Genomic DNA, 19,575 nt, shown 5'->3' with positions numbered 1-19,575 from the left:
AAGTCCCCCGACCAACGGGAATTTCAGGCGCGCGCCACCCACGCGGGTCGGGGGTGGCTAAATCGCGTCACGGGACCAGGCTAGCGCGCCTACTCGGGCGGCGTCAGCCGCAAATCCGGGTCGACCGGCGGCACCCCGTCGAACGGCCCGTCGTTCTCGAGCCGCCCGACGTGGTCCAGCGCGACCTCGATCCCGTCCCGGAACGGATCACCGTCGACAGGGGGAGTGCGGAACCAGTCGTGCAGCTCCTCGGGGATCTCGAACCGCCGCAACAGCTCCTCGTACAGCGCGTCGCGGTCGGCCGCCTGCGCGCCGAGGTCGTGGTACTCGCGCAGGGCGATCCGCAGCCGGATCCAGCGGTAGCGGTCGGTGTTGCGCTGCTGCTGGAAGCGTTCGCGCAGCAGGTCGCCTGCCCGCTGGCCGCGCAGCGCGAGCTTGCGGATCGTGGCCGGCGGCATGAACAGGTTCGAGCCGCCCTCGTCGGCCGACTGGCGCACGTGCGCGATGCGGCCCCGGTAGCCGGGCAGCGCCGACTGCATGGTGTCGCGCCAGTCCAGGAAGGTGTCCAGGATGGACACGAGGAACCGCGGCACGGAACCGATCGACGAGTAGGGCGTGCCCGAGGCCGACGCGTCCTGTTCCGGCAGCCACACCTCGTTCGTGTCGCCGTTCGGGAAGGGCTGCAGGCTCAGGCCGAACGTGGGCCAGCGCGGCAGCAGCGCGTCGAAGAAGTGGATCGGGAAGTTGCTGGTGATGCCACCGTCGGAGAACCAGTGCACGCGCCCGTCCCGGCACAGCGGCACGGCGGCGATCAGGCCGGGGAACGACAGCGACATCCGCACGGCGAGCACGACCGGCAGCTGGTCGCGTGCAGGCAGTTCCCGCAACGGCATGTACTCGTGCAGCGGGCACTTCGAAGCCGTCTCGGGACCGTTGAGCTGCTCGACCACCCGGCGCGGCAGCACGTGGCCGAGACACTCGTCGCAGTACTGCCACTCCTCCTTGAACGGCAACCGGTACGGCCGTCCCTCGGACAGGTCGGTCGTCATCAGCACGAGGTTGATGTCGCCGAGGTCGCCGAACGTCAACGCCTCGGACGTTCCCGCGATGTCGTCGAGCTGGTCCGTGACCCAGTCCGCCAGTGGCGGCACGCCCGTCGACTTCGGCACCCCGGCCAGCCGGTCGAGCCACGACGGCCTGAAGTCGCCGGTGCCGGGCACGAGTCCGAAGTGGATGGACCGCGCGTGGTTCGCCAGGAACCGCTGCATCGCGTACCCGTACGTGACGATCAGTGCGCTGACGGCCGCCAGCGACAGCACGAGCCACACCAGCAACACGATCGCCGCGGTCGCGTAATGCCGGGAGAACGCCAGCCCCAGCACGAGCGGCACCGCCACGAACACCCAGGCTGGCCAGGGCAGACTCGACCGCAACGGCCACAGCACGATCACCAGGCACGCCAGCGCCACCAGGACGACGACCGCCGCGAGCCAGCCCGGATAAGCCGCGGGGGCGAGGTACGCCGAGAACAGCACGGGACCGCCCAGCCACAGCAACGCCATCAGCGCCAGCACGGACTTCGCGCGCCACCCGACGGCGCCGAGCAGCGCGAAGAACAGGCACGAGATCGCGCTGCGCCCCGTCGTCTCCCGCTTCTGCATGGACGCGACCACGATCCGGTACAGCGCACGCGTCTTCTCGCCGGGCTGGAACAGCTGCGCCATCCGCCACCGCTCGGCGCCCGACCCGGACGTGAACCAGTCGATCAGCCCGGCCAGCTTCTCGAAGCCACCCGAGGCGCGGCCGCGTTCGGCCGCCGCCGTGAACCCCGCGGCGATCGCTCCGGCGGACGCGCCACCGATCTGCTTGAACTCGTAGTGGCGGGCCAGCGAGGCGACCGCGAGGGGGTACACGACTCCGCTGGTCGTGCCGCCCCGCATGGTCAGGTCGCAGTAGCGGTCGTACTCCATGTGCCCATGATCGCGCGATCAACGCGGTCCGTCGGAAAAATCACTCGGACGCCACGGTGAACAGGTGTCGTGCACTGCCTGCTTGGATGCCGGGTATGACCGTGTACGACGTCGCTCGGCGCCTGCCCGCCATCCCGGAACTGCGCGCGCTGTGCCGTGCGCAGGCCGCGCTGGACGTCGTGCTCAGCCCTGACAGCGATGACCGGCACCACCTCTACGGCACCGCTTGGGCGCCCGGTGAGGAGCTGGCGTCCAAGCGGGACGGAGCGGGCAACGAGTACGACATCGTGTTCACGGCCGCGGGGGCGTTCGTGCGCGGCTTCGACCACGAGTCGCCCATGAGTCCCTACGCCACCGATGACGACGAGCCGTGGCCCGGTGTGCTCGACACCGTGCCCGACGTGTTTCGGGCGTGCGTCGAGGAACCGGCGTTCACTGATGAGTTCGACATGCCGTACCTCACGGTGTGCCTGTGGCGTGAACACGGCGACACTGCCTGGCGGCATGGGGACATCGCCTTCCCCGACGACGGCGATGACGGGGCCGACTGGCTGTTCGCCCTGCTGACCGACGGCACGCCCGAGGCGTTCCAGGACTGGGCGCAGGACTACTACGAGATGCCGGTCGATCTCGGCGCGGTGCGGCACTTCTACGCCGGGCTGCCGCTGACCGCGGACGTCGTGACCGCGCTCAACCCCGCCACCACCCTGGCCGCCGTCGCCGACGAAGTCATCGCGACCGGTTACCCGATCTGACGTTCAGTCGGACGCCGACTCGATCGGGAGCCGTTCCGCGGCCAGCCACCCGGTGACCACGTCCTGCGCCACCTCGGCCACCGGCTGGTCGGCGTCGACCACGAAGTCCTCGATCCAGGATGCCGCGAAGAGCATCTCCAGCTCCTCGGCCCGGTTCAGGTGCCACCGCAGATCCGCCTCGTCGTGGTGCCGCCGCGCGAGCCGCCGGTGCAGGACGGACAGGTCCGCCTTCAGCCGGCAGACGTTGAGCTTCGCGCCGATGGCCTCGGCGTACCGCTCGCGGTCGGCCCGGCTCTCCACGACGCCCGCGAGCACGACGCGGTGCACGCCGGCGTCGACGTAGTTGCGCACCACGGCCCGGAGGTTCCGCAGCTGCAAGGAGAAGTGGAACGGGTCGTCCGCCGGCGCGGGCCAGCACGACGACAGCCAGTCGAGGTCGATCAACGCGTGCGGGACCTCCGCCTCGGCCAGCCGCGCGCCGACGGCCTCGGCGATCGTCGTCTTGCCCACGCCGACGGGACCGGTGATCAGCAGGGCCTTCACCCGGCGATCTCCGCGAGCTCGGCGGGCGTGCCTGCCATGATCACGCGGACGTGTTCCGTCACCTTCTCCACCGGCCAGTCCCACCACGCGATGCGTTCCAGCAGCTCGACGTCCGAGTCGCTGTACCGCCTCTTGATCAACCCGGCCGGGTTGCCGCCCACGATGCCGTACGCCGGGACGTCCGACACGACCACCGAACCGGCGGCGATGATCGCGCCGTTGCCGATCCGCACGCCCGGCATGATCACCGCGTTGTAGCCGATCCAGACGTCGTTGCCCACCACCGTGTCGCCGCGGCTCGGTGCTCCCAGCGCGATGTCGAGCGTCTTCTCGCCCCAGACGCCGCCGAAGATCGTGAACGGGAACGTCGACACGCCCGCCATGCTGTGGTTGGCGCCGGACATGATGAACCGCACGCCCTCCGCCAGCGCGCAGTAGCGTCCGATGACCAGCTTTTCCGCGCCGTAGTTGTAGAGCACGTTGCGCTGCTCGAACTCCGTGGCGTGGTGCGGGTCGTCGTAGTAGGTGTACTCGCCGATCTCGATCTGCGGGTTCTTCACCAACGGCTTGAGCAGCACCGTGCGCGCGTAGTCCGGCAACGGGTAGAGGTTGTCGGGCGAGGGGATGGTCACGGTGCTCCGATCGGCTCTTCGCTGAACTGAGTGCGGTACAGCTTGGCGTAGTGGCCCTCCAGGGCCAGCAACGCTTCATGCGTACCACGTTCGACGATCTGCCCCTTGTCCACGACCAGGATCTGGTCGGCCGCCCGGATGGTCGAGAGCCGGTGCGCGATCACCAGCGACGTCCGGCCGGCGAGCGCCTCGACCAGCGCCTCCTGCACGGCGGCCTCCGATCGCGAGTCCAGGTGCGCGGTCGCCTCGTCCAGGATCACCACGCGGGGCTTGGCCAGCAGCAACCGCGCGATGGTCAGCCGTTGCCGTTCGCCACCCGAAAGACGGTAGCCGCGTTCGCCGACGACGGTGTCCAACTGATCCGGCAGCGACGACACCAGGTCCGCGAGCCGGGCGCGGGTCAGCGCGTCCCAGATCTCCTCGTCGGTGGCCGCGGGGGCGGCGAGCCGCAGGTTCGCGCCGATCGACTCGTGGAACAGGTGCCCGTCCTGCGTCACCATGCCCACGGTCTCGCGGATCGAGTCGAACGACAGGTCGCGGACGTCCACACCGGACAGCCGCACGGCGCCGGAGTCCGCGTCGTACAGGCGGGGCACCAGCGACGCGATCGTCGACTTGCCCGCGCCCGACGCGCCGACCAGCGCGATCAGCGAACCGGGCTCGGCGACGAACGACACCCCGCCCAGGATCTCCTCGCCGCCGCGGGTGTCGAGCGTCGCCACCTCCTCCAGCGAGGCCAGCGACACCTTGTCCGCGGACGGGTAGGCGAACTTCACGTCGGAGAACTCGACGGACACCGGCCCGTCGGGCACGGACACCGGCGAGGGCTTCTCCTTGATCAGCGGCGGCAGGTCCAGCACCTCGAAGACCCGCTCGAACGACACCAGCGCCGTCATCACGTCCACCCGTGCGCCGGCCAGCGCCGTCAACGGCGCGTACAGCCTCGTCAGCAGCAGCGCGAGCGTCACGATCGTGCCGGGAGCCATCTCCCCGGCGAACACGAAGTACCCGCCCAGGCCGTAGACCAGCGCCAGTGCCAGCGACGACACCAGCGTCAGCGCCACCAGGAACAGCCACTGCGCCACCGCGGTCCGCACGCCGATGTCGCGCACCCGCCGCGCCCGCGCGCCGAACTCGGCGCTCTCCAGCGACGGCCGCCCGAACAGCTTGATCAACGTCGCGCCCGGAGCGGAGAACCGCTCGGTCATCTGCGTGGTCATCGCCGAGTCGAGGTTCGCGGCCTCGCGGTGCATGGACGCCAAACGCTTGCCCATCCGCCGCGCCGGGATCAGGAAGATCGGCAGCAGCACCATCGCGAGCAGCGTGACCTGCCACGACAGCGTCAGCATCACGACCAGGGTCAGGACCAGCGCGATCACGTTCGTGACGACGCCGGAGATCGTCTCGGAGAACGCCCGCTGCGCCGCGATCACGTCGTTGTTCAGCCGCGACACCAGCGCACCGGTGCGCGTGCGGGTGAAGAACGCGATCGGCATCCGTTGCACGTGGTCGAAGACGGCCTGGCGCAGCCGCAGGATCAGGTCCTCACCCACCCGCGACGACTGCCACCGCTCGGCCAGCGAGAACCCGGCCTCCAGCACCGCGACGCCGGCGATCGCCAGCGCGAGCCACACGACCAGACCGAAGTCGCGGCCGCCGATGATGGTGTCGACGACCCGTCCGGCCAGCACGGGGGAGGCGACCGCGAGCACGGCCGCGACCGCGCTGGTGGCGAGCAACGCGTACACGGCACGGCGCTGCGGGTGGGCGAACCGGGCGACACGCTTCAACGTCGCCCGGCTCACGCGACGGCTCTGCTCGTCCTGCATCGCGCTTTCGAGCGCGTACCAGGCGTTGAAGTCGATGTTCATGACGACCAGTCTCGAACCTCGACCTACAACGAGGTCAAGCTGTTTTCAGGAACTCGTCGACCTCGGCCAGGGCCGCCGCACGCACCGGCTCGGGCGACAGGAACAGGTCGTGCATGCCGGCCTTGATCTCCACGACCTTGACCGATGATCCGATCTTCGGACCCCACTTGCGCATTCCCTCGACGTCGAGCACGGCGTCCGCCTTCGAGACGTCCTCGCTCCACTCACGAGCGTTCAACATGCTCCTGTCGGAGTGCAGCACCAGCACCGGCACCCGCACGTCGAGTCCCTTGTGGACCTTCTCCTGCGCCAGCAGCACCGCGCGGATCCACCCGGCCAGCACGGGGAAGCCCGCGAGCGGCTTCCACTTCAGGTCGAAGTCCCACTCCCCGTTGCGCGAGTTGTGGATCGCGGCTCCGTACGCGTCACCGAGGTTCGCGCGGATCTTCACCTTCGGCGCGATGCCGCCGATGAGCTTCACGACCCGCCGCATGAGCGGTGGCTCGACGACGTCCAGCCACGGGCTGTTGAGCACCAACGCGTCGATGAGGTCGCTGGAGCGCCGTTCATGCGCCCACAACGACGTGGTGAGGCCACCGGTCGAGTGGCCCATGAGGACCACCCGCGAGTGCTCTTCACGGATGACGGCGATCGCCGCGTCGATCTCCTCGAAGTACACGGCCATGTCGGTCGTGTAGTTGGGCACCTCGCCGTCGCGCAGCGACCGGCCGTATCCCCGCAGGTCGACGGCGTAGAAGTCGTACCCCTGGGCCGTGTAGTGCTCGGCCACGTGCTCCTGGAAGAAGTAGTCCGCGAAACCGTGCACGTAGAGGATCGCGCCCCGGTCGTTGGCCGCGGCGCGCCGGCGGACCAGGGTCGCGGAGGCTCCGCCGCGCAACGGCAGAACTGTGGTGTCTTCGTCGCTGCTCACCGGGCAAGTTTGCAACGGTCTGACGCCGATTCCCTGCAGGCTTGTCCGGATCGTGTCTAACCTGGGGGAATGACGGGGGACATTGAGCAGTCATCGAGAGTGCGGTTCCCGGGCATCAGCCCGCGCGCCTATGAGCACCCTGCCGACCGAGGCGCCCTCGCGGTGCTGAGGGCGGTGCCCGCCGTGGCACCGATCCTCAAGGCGGTCGCCGGAGCCTTCACCGAGCGGGGTGAGCGCCTGCTCCAGGTGGCGTCCTCCGTCCGGGTCGGCCCCAAGCAGTACCCGCAGCTCGACCGCATCCGCAACGAGGTCGCGGCCACGTTCGACCTGGCCGAGGTGCCCGAGCTCTTCGTCGAGCGCAACGCCCAGGCGTACGGCTACACCTACGGCATCGACAAGCCGTTCATCGTGATCAGCACCGGCTCGGTCGACCTGCTCGACAACGAGTCGCTGCGCTTCCTGATCGGTCACGAGATGGGCCACGCGATGTCGGGCCACGCGCTGTACAACACGCTGCTGCGCCGGCTGATCGACCTGACCACGTCCTTCGCGTGGGTGCCCGCGGGCGCGATCGCGATGCGCGCGGTCATCGCGGCGTTGCGCGAGTGGCAGCGCAAGACCGAGCTCTCCTGCGACCGGGCCGGGCTGCTCGCCTGCCAGGACCCGCAGGCCGCGCTGCGCACGCACCTCGCGCTGGCCGGTGACCTCGGTGGCCAGGTCGACATCGCGTCGTTCCTCGCCCAGGCCAAGGAGTACGAGGAGGTCGAGGACATCCGCGACAGCCTCCTCAAGCTCCTGCACACCGAGCACCGCACGCACCCGCTGGTCGTGGTGCGGGCCGCCGAGCTGCAGCGCTGGTCGGCGAGTGAGGAGTACCGCGAGATCCTGACCGGCACGTACGCGCGCCGCGAGGACGACCGGCCGACGACCAACCTCACCGACGACATCAAGGGCGCGGCCCGGTCGTACAAGGAGTCCATGAGCAACTCCGCCGACCCGTTGATCAAGACGATCAACGACATCGGCGAGTCGGTCATGGGCGCTGCCGGAAAACTCTGGAGCAAGGTTGCTCCAAATGGCTCAGCTGAGTAGCTACCATCTGGAGTCATGAGACGACTCCTGGTGTTGGTTCTCTCCACAATGCTCGCCGCAACGGGCACCGCCGCCGCCGACGAACGGATCGTCGGCGGCGAGCGGGCGTCCATCAAGGCCAACCCGTGGGCCGTCTACCTGGTCGACGCCCGCGGCGCCCAGTTCTGCGGCGGCACGATCGTCGCACCGTCGAAGGTGCTCACCGCCGCCCACTGCGCGCTCGGCCGCTCGCCGAGGGAACTGCAGGTCGTCGCCGGTCGCGAGGACAAGCAGGACCGCAGGGCCGGGGTGGTGGCCGGTGTCGCGAAGATCTGGATCCACCAGCAGTACGTCTCCGCGGACGAGGGCGAGGACGTCGCCGTCCTGACCCTGCAGGAGCCGCTGCCGTACGAGCCGCTGCCGTTCGCCGAACCGTCCGACCAGGCGCTGTACGAGCCCGGCACGATGCTGCGCGCGCTCGGCTGGGGGCGCACGTCCGAGAACGGCAAGACGTCCCGCTTCCTGATGCAGGCCAGCCTGCCGGTGCTGCCGGACGAGTTCTGCGTGGACACCTACCCGCAGTTCGTGAAGGCGGACATGTTCTGCGCCGGGTACGAGGGCGGCAAGGTCGACACCTGCCAGGGCGACTCGGGCGGCCCGATCGTGGTGGGCGGCAAGCTCGTCGGCGTCACGTCGTGGGGCGAGGGCTGCGCGCGCAGGAACAAGCCGGGCGTGTACGTCCGGATCTCCCGCTACGCCGAGGAGCTCCACTCGGTCGTCGACGCTTCGCCGCCGGCGGTTGTCGACCCGTAGGTCACGACGTAGCTGAGCGGAGCTTCCTGACCAGGTCGGCGCGGTAGCGCAGTCCGGCGCTCTCCGCTCGTTCGATCGCCTTGTCGTACAACGCCTCGTCCCGCGTCAGCGCGGCTTTGCCCGCCAGGGCGCGCACCTCGATGATGCGGAACCCGGCGTCCGTCGCGCGGCGCAGCACCTCGTCGTACTCGGCGGCAGAGCGGTTGACCTCCGCGAGCACCAGGCAGGCGTCGACCTCGATGAAGAGGTCGTCGTCCCCTGCCAGTTCCAGTGCGCGTTCCGCCTGGTCACGAGCTTGTTCGCGGCGACCGGTGGCGATGAGCAGCTCCGCGTGCTCGACCCGCGCGGACATCTCGACCGGTCGCAGCCCGTGCCGGCGCGCCAGGTCGAGGGACTCGCTGAAGGCGGCCTCCGAGTCCGCGTGCCGCTGCCGGGCGGCGAGCACGACGCCGAGGTTGCTGAGGCCGTTCGCGAGGTGCTGCCAGTCGTCGATCTCCCTGGCCAGCTCGACGGACCGGCGCAGCGCGTCCTCGGCGGAGGAGAGCCTGCCGAGCTCCAGGTCGACCAGCCCGAGGTTGCCGAGACCGCCGATCAGCTGTGCCCGCATGCCGTTGGGTCCGTAGAGCTCGATCGCCGACGCGAGGTGCTCGCGGGCGCGGTCCAGCTCACCGAGGTCGTGGTAGATCCCGGCGAGGGTGTTGAGCGCGGCGGCCTCCGGGGCCTGCGAGCCGGCGGCGCGGTACTCGGCGATGGCCCGCTCGCTGTGCTCGATCGCCGTCCGGTGCTCGCCGGACCGCCAGTCGAGGTGCGCGAGGCACACCCGCATCGCCGCCGCGCGCTGCCCGGTCTCGCCGCCGTCCAGCGCGGCGCGCGCGACCGTGCGCAGGTCGGCGTACTGGCCGGTGAGCAGCAGGTACGGCCTGATGGCCACGACCAGCGCCGCGTCCGCGCGGTCGGCGGCGAGCGCGACGAGGTTCGGCCGTTCCACCTCGAACCAGGCCATCGCCTCCTCGCGGTCCGCGAACGCGACGGGGTCCGGAGTGGACGGGAGCAGGCGGGTGAAACCGATCTGCATCCGGGCTTCGGCTCCGTCGGCCCGCCTGAGGTACCAGTCGAACACGGTCCGCCGGTCCTGCTCGGTCGCCCGTTCGTGCGCGTAGAGGCGCAGCAGGTCGTGCAGCCGGTAGCGGTCGCCATCGCGCTGCACCAGGTTCGCCGCGACCAGCTCGTCGGCTCCGGCTCCGGCCAGGTCGCGCGGAACGTCCGGGCCGGGCACCGCGCCGAGGAAGTCGAAAGTCCGGCGCGCCCGCGGCGAGAGCTTCCGGTACGACAGGTCGAACGTCGCCTGCACGGCCGTGTCGTCGTTGTCGATCTCCAGCGCCTCGAGGCGGTGCTCGCGCAGCTCCTCGACGTAGTCCGGCAGATGCCGCCCGGCGAGGTTCGCCCCGGCGATCCGCAACGCCAGCGGCAGCCGTCCGCACAGCCTGACCAGCTCGCTCGTGTCGCCGTCGACCCGCATGCCCTTGAGCAGCTCCCGTGCCTCCTGCTCGGTCAGCACGGGCAGGGTGACCTGCGCGAACCGCGGCAGGTCCTGGCGGCTCGTGATCAGCGCGGCGCAGCCGGGGGTGGCGGGCAGGAGGGGCTCGACCACCTCGGCGGTCGCGTTGTCGAGCACCACCAGCACCCGCCGGTTGCGCAGGAGCTCGCGGTAGTCGTCGTCCGGCCCGCCGCCCAGCGCCTTCACGAACCGCGCGAGCGCCTGCTCGACCGTCATCGACGGCCCGGTGGAGAAGCCGCGCAGGTCGACGTAGAGCTGCCCGTCCGGGAACTGGGGCCGCAGCCGGTGCGCCTCCCTGATCGCGAGCGCGGTCTTGCCGACTCCGGGCAGTCCGGTGATCGCCCGCACAGGTGCGTCGAGGAGCTCCAGCCGCGCGATCTCTTCTCTTCGGCCCACGAAGTCCGGCAGGTCGGCGGGCAGCTGGCACGGAGCGGGAGGCCGCGGCACGAGCCGGTACCCGGTCGGTTCGGTGATCACCTGCTCGGTGCCGCGCAACCGGCTGACCAGCGTCCGCAACGCCGCGCGCGGATGCATCGGCGGCTCGTCGGGCCACACCTCGGCGGTCAGCACGTCGAACGGCACGGCCTCGCCGGAACGTGCGGCCAGCGCGTCGCGCAGTGACTGCAGTCGATCCACCACGTCACCGAGTGTGCCTCAGAGCACGAGGCCCACGGACATGGTCAGGAAGACGGCGGCGCAGACCGCGTCGAGCGCCGTCGTCACGCCAGGCCGCTTGAGCTTCCCGGCCACCCGCGACGCCGCCAGGACGATCATCAGCTCCCACACCGCCGCGAGTCCGAGGAACACGACCGCGAGCATCGCGAGCTGCGGTGCCGGTTCACCCGATCCGATGAACTGCGGCAGGAACGCCAGCGAGAACAGGATCATCTTGGGGTTCGTGATGTTGGTCAGGAAGCCCTGCCGGAACGGCCGCGCGCTCATGACCTCCTCCGGGGCGTCCCCGGTGCGCTTGACGAGCCCGCGCGTGATGGAGATCGCCAGGTAGAGCAGGTAGCCGGCGCCGATCCAGCGCAGTGCCGCGAGCACCATCGGGTACTGCGCCAGCACCACCCCGAGGCCCGAGATGACCAGTGCGACCTGGACCGCCGCGGCCGTGTGGATACCGCCCAGCGCGAGCAGGCCCGCGCGGGTGCCCGACCGCAGTGACGTGCGCAGGAGCAGGAACGCGTCCACGCCGGGGGTCACGATGACGACCGCGCACGCGATGAGGAAGGCCGGAACCTGGCCGAAGTCGAACAACACCGTACATACCCCCGTGATCTACGCCACTGACCGCAAAATCTCCGGCCTAATGGGACACTAACACGAGAATCTCCGGTTTTGACGCCGTCCTAGCGCGATCGCTACCGTTGGTGACCGATCGTCCACCTGGCGCAACGAGGAGTGGTCCGTGAGGGGTAAGCGTTTTGCCGTGCTGGTGGCGGTGATCGCCCTGGTCAGCGGTGCGACGTCGGCGGATGCGATCGTCGGGGGGACACCCGCGCGGGTGGCCGACACCCCGTGGGTTGTGGCGATCACCACCACGGACGGTCAGCTGATCTGCGGTGGCGCGCTCGTCGCCCCGGACAAGGTCGTGACCGCCGCGCACTGCGTGGTGCCGAAGGGCGTGCTGGGCAAGAACCAGCGTCCCGCCGAGCAGCTGCGCGTGGTCGCCGGCCGCACGGACCTCCGGAGCAAGGTGGAGGGCGTCGAGGCGGCGGTCGCGAGCGTGTGGCGGCACCCCGACTACGTCGAGGTCACCAAGGGCGACGACGTGGCGGTCCTGACGCTGGCCCAGGCCCTCCAGTACCGGACGATCGCGCTCGGCGAGACCGGTGACGACGGCGTGGTGCTCGGCTGGGGCCGCACCGCCGAGGACTCCCCGCCCGCCATGTCGCTGCGCAAGGTGACGGTGCCGATCCTGCCCGACTCCGAGTGCCTGCAGAAGGAACCGGACTACCGGCAGGGCGCGATGCTGTGCGCCGGGCGCGGTGGCCGGGACGCCTGCACCGGCGACTCGGGCGGTCCGCTCGTGGTGCGCGGCAGGCTCGCGGGCGTCGTGTCGTTCGGTCGCGGCTGCGCGCGGCCCGATGAACCCGGTGTCTACACCCGGCTCGCGAACTACCGGCAGACGCTGGGCTTCTGATATCCACGACCAGGTGCGAACCACACAGTTTCCCGCCACCCTGCGCAGGCAGTGGGGGCTCGATCTGAGCCCCGCCCAGCTCTACGCGATCCTGCGGCTGCGCCAGGACGTCTTCGTCGTGGAGCAGAACTGCGTCTACGCCGACGTGGACGGCCGTGATCTCGAACAGGGCACGCGGCACTTCTGGCTGGAGACGGAGGGAACGCTCGACCCGCTCGCCTACCTGCGGCTGCTCGAAGAACCCGACGGCACGTTCCGCGTCGGACGCGTCGCCACGGCGCGCATGGCCCGCGGCCGCGGTTACAGCCGCCGGCTCATGCAGGCCGCGCTCGTGGACATCGGCAACGCGCCGTCAGTGCTCGACGCGCAGACGTACGTCGTCGACTTCTACGCGTCGTTCGGGTTCGTCGCCGAGGGCGAGGAGTTCATCGAGGACGGGATTCCACACCTGCGGATGCGGCGCTCTCCCTGATCACGCGCACCGCGCGCTCGATGTCGGCCTCGGTCAGATCGGCGCGCGCGGTGAGCCGCAGCCTGCTGATCTGGTCCGGCACCGACGGCGGCCGGAAGCAGCCGACGACGACACCGCTCGTGCGGCACGTCTCGGCCCACTGGAACGCCTGCTCCGGCGAGGGCGCCCGCACGCTCACCACGGCCGCGGTCGGCGTGCTGACCTGGAAACCGGCCTCCTTCAGGCGGTTGCTCAGGTCGTGCGCCACGGTCAGCGCCCGCTCGGGGCGGTCCGGCTCCTCGCGCAGGATCTTGATCGCCGTGAGGGCCGCCGCCGCGCTGCTCGGCGCGAGACCGGTGTCGAAGATGAACGGCCGCGCGGTGTCGATCAGGTGCCTGATCACCCGGCTCGGGCCGAGGACCGCGCCGCCCTGCGCACCCAGCGACTTGCTCAGCGTCAGCGTGGTGATCACGTCCGGCGCCTTGATGATGCCCGCCTCGGCGACCGCGCCCCGGCCACCCGGCCCGACGACACCGAGGCCGTGCGCGTCGTCGACCACCAGCGCCGCACCGGTGGCGCGGCAGACGTCGTGCAGTTCGTTCAGCGGAGCGATGTCGCCGTCGACGCTGAACACCGAGTCCGTGACGACGATCGCGCGTCGCTTGCCGCGCGTCTCCAGCGCGTGCCGGACCTTGCCGACGTCGCAGTGGTCCGCGACCACGACATCGGCCTTGGACAGGCGCGTGCCGTCGATCAGCGAGGCGTGGATGTGCTGGTCGGCGACGATCGCCGTGCCGGGGCCCGTCAGCGCCGTGACCGCGGCGAGGTTCGCCATGTACCCGCTGCTGAACACCAGCGCCGACTGCGAGCCGCAGAAGTTCGCGAGCTCGAACTCCAGCTCGGCGTGCAGCTCCGTTGAGCCCGTGACCAGGCGCGATCCCGTCGAGCCGGAGCCCCACTTCAGCGTGGCGGCGGCCGCCGCGCCCGCGACGCGCTTGTCCTTGGCGAGGCCCAGGTAGTCGTTGCTCGCGAGGTCGAGGTCCGTCGAGTCCGACGTGCGCGGCCGCAGCCGCCGGCTCAGACCGGCCTTGGCCCTCGCTTCAGAGCGGACGTCGATCCAGTCGAGCGTCGACTCACCACCGCTGGAAATCACCTCAGTTGTGCTCACGGTCACCGACCGAGTCTCCCATCCGCCCGCTAGCGTGCCGCTCGTGGACCTGTTCACCTTCACGCGCGCCGAACTCACCTCGCCGGTGCAGTTCATCGGCGGCCGCTGGGTGGTCTCGGCCTACGACGACGTGCGCGCCGTGCTGGCCGATCCGGTCACCTTCCTGCCCGACAACGCGCTGACCGCCGTCACCCCGGTGGCTCCGGCCGCCCTGCGCGCCCTGGTGAGGGCCCGCTTCTCGTTGCCGCCGACGCTCGCGAACAACGGGTCCTCGTCGCACGCCGGCCTGCGGCGGCTCGTGGCCTCGTTCTTCACGCCGGCCCGTGTCGCCGCTGCGGAGCCTCGCATCCGGTCCCTGGTTTCGGAACGCCTGGGTGGCACGGATCTCGTGCGCTCGCTCGCGTGGGACCTGCCCGCGATCGTGCTGATGGACCTGCTGGGGCTGCCGAACGTCGACATCCCGACGCTGAAGCGCTGGAGCACCGGCTCGCTGGAGTTCTTCTGGGGCGACATCACCCGCGAACGGCAGATGGAGCTGGTCGACGACGTCGGCGACTTCCACCAGTGGCTGGTCAAGCGCTACCACGCGCGGGACGGCGAGCTGTTCTGCGCGCTGGCCGACGCCGGAGTGTCCGCCGAGGACTCCGCCGGTCTCTGCTACTTCCTGCTGATCGCGGGCCAGGAGACGACGACCCAGTTGTTGTCCACGGCGTTGCGCCGTGCGTTGCAGGACCGCTCGCTGTGGGCGCGGCTGCCCGAACCCGGCGTCGCCGAGTCGTTCGTCGAGGACGTGCTGCGGACCGAGACGCCCGTGGTGACGTGGCGGCGGCTGACCGCGCGTGAGGTCGTGCTGTCCGGTGTGCGCGTACCTGCCGGTGCGGAGCTCGTGTTGTTGTTGAGCGGCAAGGAGACCGACCCCCGGCATCTCGCGTTCGGCTACGGCCGGCACTTCTGCCTCGGGGCGGGGCTGGCCCGGCTGGAGGCCGCCGTCACGTTGCGGACCGTCGCCGAGCACGAGCCGTCGTTGCACCTGGTGGGGCCGGAGCCGGAGTGGCTGAACCTGCTGTCGTTCCGCGCGCCGAAGTCGGTCACGGTCGCGCGATGAGCTTGCCCGTCGTGGTGCGGGCCTCGAGTGCGCGGTGCGCCTCGGCGATCTCGTCGAACCGGTAGACGTCGCCGAGCACGGGCTTGAGGCCCATGCCGAGCACCTCTTCGGGCGTGGTGCCGTGCGAAAGGCCCATGACCGCGACGCCCTTGCGGAAGATGTCGCTCGCGGTGACGTCCAGCGGCTCGCCGCTGGCGTACCCGAACACGACCATCCGCCCGGCGCCGTCCCTGAGCAGCTCGAACGCACGTCTTCCGACGGCGCCGCCGATCGACTCGAACACGACGTCGACCGGGTCGAGGTCGTCCCAGTCGTAGCCGATGCCGCCCTTGCTGGACGCGGCGAGGACCGTCGCCCCCGCCCGTTGTGCGAGCTGGACCAGCAGGCTGCCGACACCGCCGGTCGCCGCCTCGACCAGCACCCGGTCGCCGGGCTGGATCCGCGCCGCCTTGGCCGCCGCGACCGCGGTGGTGCCTTGCAGCAGGAGGGCGAGCGCCTCGTGGTCGCTCACGCCGTCTGGCACGTCGACCGGGTGCTCGATGACGGCCTTCGTGGCGTACGCGCCGTCGCGCGGGACGCCCATCACCCGGCGGCCCTCCGCGGTGGTGCCCACGACCTCCGAGCCCAGCACGGCCGGCAGGCCCGGTCCCGGGTACCACGGGAACAGCTCGCGGCCCTTGCCCCTGCGGATGACCGTCTCCCCGTAGTTGAGGCCGATCGCGGTGACGTCGACGAGCGTGTCGCCGACCGGGTCCGGCACCTCCTCGACCCTCAGCACCTCGGGCCCGCCGAACTCGTGGAACCGCACTGCCTTCATCGTCGTCCTCCCCTGGATAAGCGGACCGTCGGTCCGGTTGCTACTATACGGACCATCAGTCCGCTTGTGTCGAGGGAGAGCCCGTGGAACGCGCCGACGCCGCCCGCAACCGTGCCGCGATCCTGGCCGCCGCCACCCGGCTGATCAGCGAGCGAGGTATCGAAACCGTGTCGGTGGAGGACGTCGCCACGGCGGCGGGGGTCGGCAAGGGCACGGTGTTCCGGCGGTTCGGCGACAAGGCGGGACTGGTCCGGGCGGTGGTCGACGAGACGGCCGCCTCGTGGATCCAGGTCGCGTCGCTGGAGTGCCGCACGGCAGGGGAGTTCGCGGGCACCCTGTTCGACCACGTGCTGGCGTCGTTGCCGCTGGTCATCGCCGTCGAGCGGACGACGGTGCGCAGCTGCGAGGGCAACTTCCGCATCACCGTCGAGCGGCTCGCCGAACTGGTCGGCTCGACCTTCAGGGCGCACACCCTGCTGGCCGTGCTGCGCGGCGAGCACATCGAGTTCCTGCTGGCCCAGGGCATGACGGCCGACGAGATCCGGGCGGGCGTCATCTCGCTCGCCGACACGCTCGCCGCTGAGGTTTGATGCCGGTGTGATGAACCGACAGCTCTCCGGAACCCGCAAGAAGACGCTCCTGGAGAGGCTCGGCCCGGTGCCGGACGTCGACCCCGACCGCTACGGCGACGGCGGCCCGGTGGGCGCGCTGGAGACGCGGGTCGCGCAGCTGCTGGGCACCGAGGCCGCGCTGTTCGTGCCGACGGGGACCATGGCGCAGCAGATCGCCCTCAAGTGCTGGGCGGACCGCACGCAGAACCCGATCGTGGCGATGCACCCGCGGGCCCACCAGCTCAACCACGAGGACGACGCGCTCACCGTGCTGTCCGGCCTGCGGCCGATCAAGGTGCCGAACTCGGAGGTCGCGACCTGCCCTGAGCCGTACGGGACGCTGCTGCTGGAGGTGCCGGACCGCGAGGCCGGGTTCGTCCTGCCTTCCTTCGACGAGCTGACCTCGCTCGTCGAAGCCGCCCGTGAACGGGACGCGGTCGTGCACCTCGACGGCGCTCGGCTGTGGGAGAGCACCTTCGGCCTGGGCAAGCCGCTGCCGGAGATCGCGGGCCTGTTCGACTCGGTCTACGTGTCGTTCTACAAGTCCCTCGAAGGCATCTCCGGCGCCGCGCTCGCCGGCACCCAGGACTTCGTCGACCAGGCACGGGTGTGGCGGCACCGGTACGGCGGCATGCTGTTCCAGCAGTGGCCGGCGGCGCTGTCCGCGTTGCACGGCCTGGACACCGTGCTGCCAAGGCTCGGCACGTACGTCGAGCACGCCAAGGTCGTGGCGTCGGCCATGGGGCTGCCCGAGCCGCACACCCACCAGTTCGCGCTGCACCTGCCCGGCGACCCGCGGCGGCTGACCGAGGTGAGCGGTGAGTTCCTCGGCAACTTCTGGCGGGAGGGGACGCTCGCGAAGAGCGAGATCACCATCGCCGAGCCCGCCCTGGAGTGGACGGCGGACGAGGTGCGGCAGGCCTGGGCGGAGTTCCAGAGCTTGATCTAGGGCGACGTCGCTCACCTGGCTGTTGGACCTGGCGGTGCGAAGTGCGACGATGCCGGGGCTGTGAGGGGAGTGCGAGGAAGCCGGTGCGAATCCGGCGCCGTCCCGCGACTGTGACCGGTAGTGAGAGAACCGGGAGTCAGGAACTCGTTCCCCTCTTGATCACCGACCGCGGGCGTGGACACCCGAGGAAGGACTTCGCCGAGCATGTACCCCTTTTCGGCTGTCGTCGGCCATGACGACCTCCGGCTCGCCCTGCTGCTGAACGCGGTGCACCCCGCCATCGGCGGCGTGCTCGTCCGCGGTGAGAAGGGCACGGCGAAGTCGACGATCGTGCGCGCCCTCGCCGCGTTGCTGCCCGAGCTCGACGTGTCCCGGGGCTGCCGCTTCGGCTGCGCGCCGGGCACCACCGACTGCCCCGACGCGCCGCACGACGGTGTCGAACGGCGCCCGGCCCGGCTCGTGGAACTGCCCGTCGGCGCCACCGAGGACCGGCTGGTCGGCTCGCTCGACCTGGAGAAGGCCCTGACCGAGGGCGTGCGGGCGTTCCAGCCCGGCCTGCTGGCCGCGGCGCACCGCGGCGTGCTCTACGTCGACGAGGTCAACCTGCTGCACGACCACCTGGTCGACCTGCTGCTCGACGCCGCCGCGATGGGTCGCGCGCACGTCGAGCGCGAGGGCGTCTCGGTCTCGCACCCGTCGCAGTTCCTGCTGGTGGGCACCATGAACCCGGAGGAGGGCGAGCTGCGGCCGCAGCTGCTCGACCGGTTCGGGCTCACGGTGGCCGTCAAGGCGTCGCGGGACGTCTCCACGCGCTACGAGGTGATCAAGCGCCGGCTCGGCTACGAGAACAGCCCCGGGGAGTTCGCCGCCGTCTGGTCGGACCACGACGCCGCGCTCAAGCAGCAGATCATCGACGCGCGCACCAGGCTGCCCCACGTGTCCCTTCCGGACGGTGAGGTGCGCCGCATCGCCGCCGTCTGCGCGGCTTTCGAGGTCGACGGCATGCGCGCGGACCTCGTCGTCGCCCGTACCGCCACCGCCCACGCGGCCTGGCGGGGCGCGACCGAGGTCGAGGAGCAGGACGTCGAGGCGGCGGTCAGGCTCGCCCTGCCGCACCGGCGCCGCCGCGACCCGTTCGACGAGCCCGGCATCGAGGAGCAGCAGCTCGAGGACGCGATGCGCGAGGCGGCCGAGCACGCCGGGGAACCGGACGACGAAGGCCCGGACGACGAAGGCCCGGACGACGACGGTCCCGGCGGTGGTGAGCTGCCCGAACCGCAGGAAGGCCCCAAGGGCAACGGGAACGCGCCCCAGGACCGTCCGGCACCGGAGCCCGCGCCCGCGTTCAAGGCGCGGCTGCTGGAGGTCCCCGGAGTCGGCGAAGGCGCGCCCGGCAAGCGTTCCCGGGCCCGCGCCCGCACCGGCCGGATCGTCCGTTCGTCCAAGGTGGACGGCAGCGGCCTGCACCTGGTCGACACGCTCACGAACGCGGCACCCCACCAGGCGGAGCGGGGGCGCAGCGGTCCCGGACTGCTGCTCACCGCCGCCGACCTGCGCAAGGCCGTCCGGGAGGGCAAGGAGTCGAACCTCGTCCTCTTCGTCGTCGACGCCTCCGGCTCGATGGCCGCGCAGAAGCGGATGTCGGCCGTCAGCGGCGCGGTGATCTCGCTGCTGCGCGACGCCTACCAGCGCCGGGACAAGGTCGGCGTGGTGACGTTCCGCGGCAGCCAGGCCGAGCTCGCGCTGCCCCCGACGACGTCGGTCGACGCGGCGGCCACGCGCCTGAAGAAGATGCGCACCGGCGGCCGGACGCCGCTCGCCGACGGCCTGCTGAAGGCCCACCGCGTCCTGGAGGTCGAACGGATGCGCGACCCGCGCAAGCGCCCGCTCGTGGTGCTGCTGACGGACGGCCGCGCGACGTCGTCCGGCCTGGGCGGCGACCCGACGAAGGACGCGTTGAAGGCCGCCGGACTGCTCGAGAAGACCGCTGTCGTGGTCGTGGACTGCGAACAGGGCCACGTCCGCCTCGGCCTCGCCCAGAAGATCGCCGACGCGCTGCGGGGCACCTGCGTCCAGCTCGACCAGCTCAGCGCCGACCACCTCGCCGGCGTCGTCCGGGCCGCGTGAGTTCGCGCCGGACGACCAGCTTCCCGGCGAACTCACCGGAGTCTGCGGAGCAGCGAC

At 70.9% G+C, this 19,575-nt stretch carries 18 protein-coding genes and 1 riboswitch; of the genes, 9 read left to right on the top strand and 9 right to left on the bottom strand.

Translation table 11 applies throughout. The features are described from left to right. Window positions 1-89: 89 nt before the first annotated feature. Entirely contained in the window at window positions 90-1,970 is a 1,881-nt protein-coding gene (locus tag ORI60_RS37980) for a patatin-like phospholipase family protein (RefSeq protein ID WP_266042862.1), read from the bottom strand. 95 nt (window positions 1,971-2,065) lie between these two features. Here ORI60_RS37980 and ORI60_RS37975 point away from each other — a divergent pair, with 95 nt between their 5' ends. Beyond that, the gene (locus ORI60_RS37975) at window positions 2,066-2,725 is read left to right on the top strand and encodes a hypothetical protein (RefSeq protein WP_266042861.1); all 660 of its coding nucleotides are present in this window, start codon (window positions 2,066-2,068) and stop codon (window positions 2,723-2,725) included. Window positions 2,726-2,728: 3 nt separating this feature from the next. Here ORI60_RS37975 and ORI60_RS37970 read toward each other — a convergent pair whose 3' ends face one another. From ORI60_RS37970 to ORI60_RS37955, 4 genes are read right to left on the bottom strand one after another with little or no spacing between them, the layout of a single operon-like run. Then, window positions 2,729-3,268 (bottom strand): AAA family ATPase, encoded by a 540-nt coding sequence (locus ORI60_RS37970; protein WP_266042860.1) that lies wholly within the window; start codon window positions 3,266-3,268, stop codon window positions 2,729-2,731. Continuing rightward, window positions 3,265-3,900 (bottom strand): CatB-related O-acetyltransferase, encoded by a 636-nt coding sequence (locus ORI60_RS37965; RefSeq protein ID WP_266042859.1) that lies wholly within the window; start codon window positions 3,898-3,900, stop codon window positions 3,265-3,267. Before ORI60_RS37965 ends, ORI60_RS37970 begins: the two co-directional genes overlap by 4 nt. Then, window positions 3,897-5,771: an ABC transporter ATP-binding protein gene (locus tag ORI60_RS37960; RefSeq protein WP_266042858.1), complete on the bottom strand. Its 1,875-nt coding sequence runs from the start codon at window positions 5,769-5,771 to the stop codon at window positions 3,897-3,899. Before ORI60_RS37960 ends, ORI60_RS37965 begins: the two co-directional genes overlap by 4 nt. Window positions 5,772-5,805: 34 nt before the next feature. Then, window positions 5,806-6,702: an alpha/beta hydrolase gene (locus ORI60_RS37955; protein WP_266042857.1), complete on the bottom strand. Its 897-nt coding sequence runs from the start codon at window positions 6,700-6,702 to the stop codon at window positions 5,806-5,808. Window positions 6,703-6,771: 69 nt separating this feature from the next. Between ORI60_RS37955 and ORI60_RS37950 the strand changes: the two genes are divergently transcribed. Further along, entirely contained in the window at window positions 6,772-7,794 is a 1,023-nt protein-coding gene (locus ORI60_RS37950) for a M48 family metallopeptidase (RefSeq protein ID WP_266042856.1), read from the top strand. Window positions 7,795-7,809: 15 nt separating this feature from the next. Continuing rightward, the gene (locus ORI60_RS37945; RefSeq protein ID WP_266042855.1) at window positions 7,810-8,586 is read left to right on the top strand and encodes a S1 family peptidase; all 777 of its coding nucleotides are present in this window, start codon (window positions 7,810-7,812) and stop codon (window positions 8,584-8,586) included. Between the two features lies 1 nt (window position 8,587). Here ORI60_RS37945 and ORI60_RS37940 read toward each other — a convergent pair whose 3' ends face one another. Both ORI60_RS37940 and ORI60_RS37935 read right to left on the bottom strand, forming a co-directional pair. Next, complete coding sequence (locus tag ORI60_RS37940; RefSeq protein WP_266042854.1) at window positions 8,588-10,783, bottom strand: ATP-binding protein; 2,196 nt, start codon at window positions 10,781-10,783, stop codon at window positions 8,588-8,590. Window positions 10,784-10,798: 15 nt separating this feature from the next. Continuing rightward, window positions 10,799-11,407, bottom strand: coding sequence for a LysE family translocator (locus ORI60_RS37935; RefSeq protein WP_266042853.1), 609 nt, complete (start codon window positions 11,405-11,407; stop codon window positions 10,799-10,801). Window positions 11,408-11,555: 148 nt separating this feature from the next. On the opposite strand from ORI60_RS37935, the gene ORI60_RS37930 reads away from it, so the two are divergent. Beyond that, complete coding sequence (locus ORI60_RS37930) at window positions 11,556-12,290, top strand: serine protease (RefSeq protein ID WP_266042852.1); 735 nt, start codon at window positions 11,556-11,558, stop codon at window positions 12,288-12,290. Between the two features lie 13 nt (window positions 12,291-12,303). Further along, window positions 12,304-12,762, top strand: a complete 459-nt coding sequence (locus tag ORI60_RS37925) for a GNAT family N-acetyltransferase (RefSeq protein ID WP_266042851.1) — start codon at window positions 12,304-12,306, stop codon at window positions 12,760-12,762. Here the strand turns inward: ORI60_RS37925 and ORI60_RS37920 are convergent. Then, window positions 12,716-13,909 carry an 8-amino-7-oxononanoate synthase gene (locus tag ORI60_RS37920; protein WP_266042850.1) on the bottom strand — a complete coding sequence of 398 codons (1,194 nt, stop codon included), beginning with the start codon at window positions 13,907-13,909 and terminating at the stop codon, window positions 12,716-12,718. The two genes, ORI60_RS37925 and ORI60_RS37920, sit on opposite strands and share 47 nt — an antisense overlap. A gap of 43 nt (window positions 13,910-13,952) precedes the next feature. Here ORI60_RS37920 and ORI60_RS37915 point away from each other — a divergent pair, with 43 nt between their 5' ends. Beyond that, window positions 13,953-15,014, top strand: coding sequence for a hypothetical protein (locus tag ORI60_RS37915; protein ID WP_266042849.1), 1,062 nt, complete (start codon window positions 13,953-13,955; stop codon window positions 15,012-15,014). On the opposite strand, the gene ORI60_RS37910 is transcribed toward ORI60_RS37915, so the two are convergent. Next, window positions 14,998-15,831, bottom strand: coding sequence for a quinone oxidoreductase family protein (locus ORI60_RS37910; RefSeq protein WP_266042848.1), 834 nt, complete (start codon window positions 15,829-15,831; stop codon window positions 14,998-15,000). The two genes, ORI60_RS37915 and ORI60_RS37910, sit on opposite strands and share 17 nt — an antisense overlap. Window positions 15,832-15,914: 83 nt before the next feature. Here ORI60_RS37910 and ORI60_RS37905 point away from each other — a divergent pair, with 83 nt between their 5' ends. From ORI60_RS37905 to ORI60_RS37895, 3 genes are all read left to right on the top strand, one after another. Continuing rightward, complete coding sequence (locus ORI60_RS37905) at window positions 15,915-16,421, top strand: helix-turn-helix domain-containing protein (RefSeq protein ID WP_266042847.1); 507 nt, start codon at window positions 15,915-15,917, stop codon at window positions 16,419-16,421. Between the two features lie 10 nt (window positions 16,422-16,431). Beyond that, entirely contained in the window at window positions 16,432-17,391 is a 960-nt protein-coding gene (locus ORI60_RS37900; protein WP_266042846.1) for a threonine aldolase family protein, read from the top strand. A gap of 30 nt (window positions 17,392-17,421) precedes the next feature. Then, a riboswitch (cobalamin riboswitch) is annotated at window positions 17,422-17,558 on the top strand. Window positions 17,559-17,595: 37 nt separating this feature from the next. Beyond that, the gene (locus tag ORI60_RS37895; RefSeq protein WP_266042845.1) at window positions 17,596-19,518 is read left to right on the top strand and encodes a putative cobaltochelatase; all 1,923 of its coding nucleotides are present in this window, start codon (window positions 17,596-17,598) and stop codon (window positions 19,516-19,518) included. Window positions 19,519-19,575: the final 57 nt, after the last annotated feature.

Origin of the sequence: Lentzea sp. NEAU-D7, from assembly GCF_026242055.1 — a bacterium.
In the GTDB taxonomy this organism is placed as follows: Bacteria; Actinomycetota; Actinomycetes; order Mycobacteriales; family Pseudonocardiaceae; genus Lentzea.
The sequence above is the reverse complement of the archived record's forward strand: the minus strand, read 5'-3'. Positions and strand labels throughout refer to the sequence as shown.

What these genes read in the sequence shown, in the direction of transcription:
- ORI60_RS37910 (WP_266042848.1), bottom strand. Translation starts at nt 15,831, where the DNA reads ATGAAGGCAGTGCGGTTCCACGAGTTCGGCGGGCCCGAGGTGCTGAGG.
- ORI60_RS37975 (WP_266042861.1), top strand. Translation starts at nt 2,066, where the DNA reads ATGACCGTGTACGACGTCGCTCGGCGCCTGCCCGCCATCCCGGAACTG.
- ORI60_RS37960 (WP_266042858.1), bottom strand. Translation starts at nt 5,771, where the DNA reads ATGAACATCGACTTCAACGCCTGGTACGCGCTCGAAAGCGCGATGCAG.
- ORI60_RS37945 (WP_266042855.1), top strand. Translation starts at nt 7,810, where the DNA reads ATGAGACGACTCCTGGTGTTGGTTCTCTCCACAATGCTCGCCGCAACG.
- ORI60_RS37895 (WP_266042845.1), top strand. Translation starts at nt 17,596, where the DNA reads ATGTACCCCTTTTCGGCTGTCGTCGGCCATGACGACCTCCGGCTCGCC.
- ORI60_RS37900 (WP_266042846.1), top strand. Translation starts at nt 16,432, where the DNA reads ATGAACCGACAGCTCTCCGGAACCCGCAAGAAGACGCTCCTGGAGAGG.
- ORI60_RS37950 (WP_266042856.1), top strand. Translation starts at nt 6,772, where the DNA reads ATGACGGGGGACATTGAGCAGTCATCGAGAGTGCGGTTCCCGGGCATC.
- ORI60_RS37980 (WP_266042862.1), bottom strand. Translation starts at nt 1,970, where the DNA reads ATGGAGTACGACCGCTACTGCGACCTGACCATGCGGGGCGGCACGACC.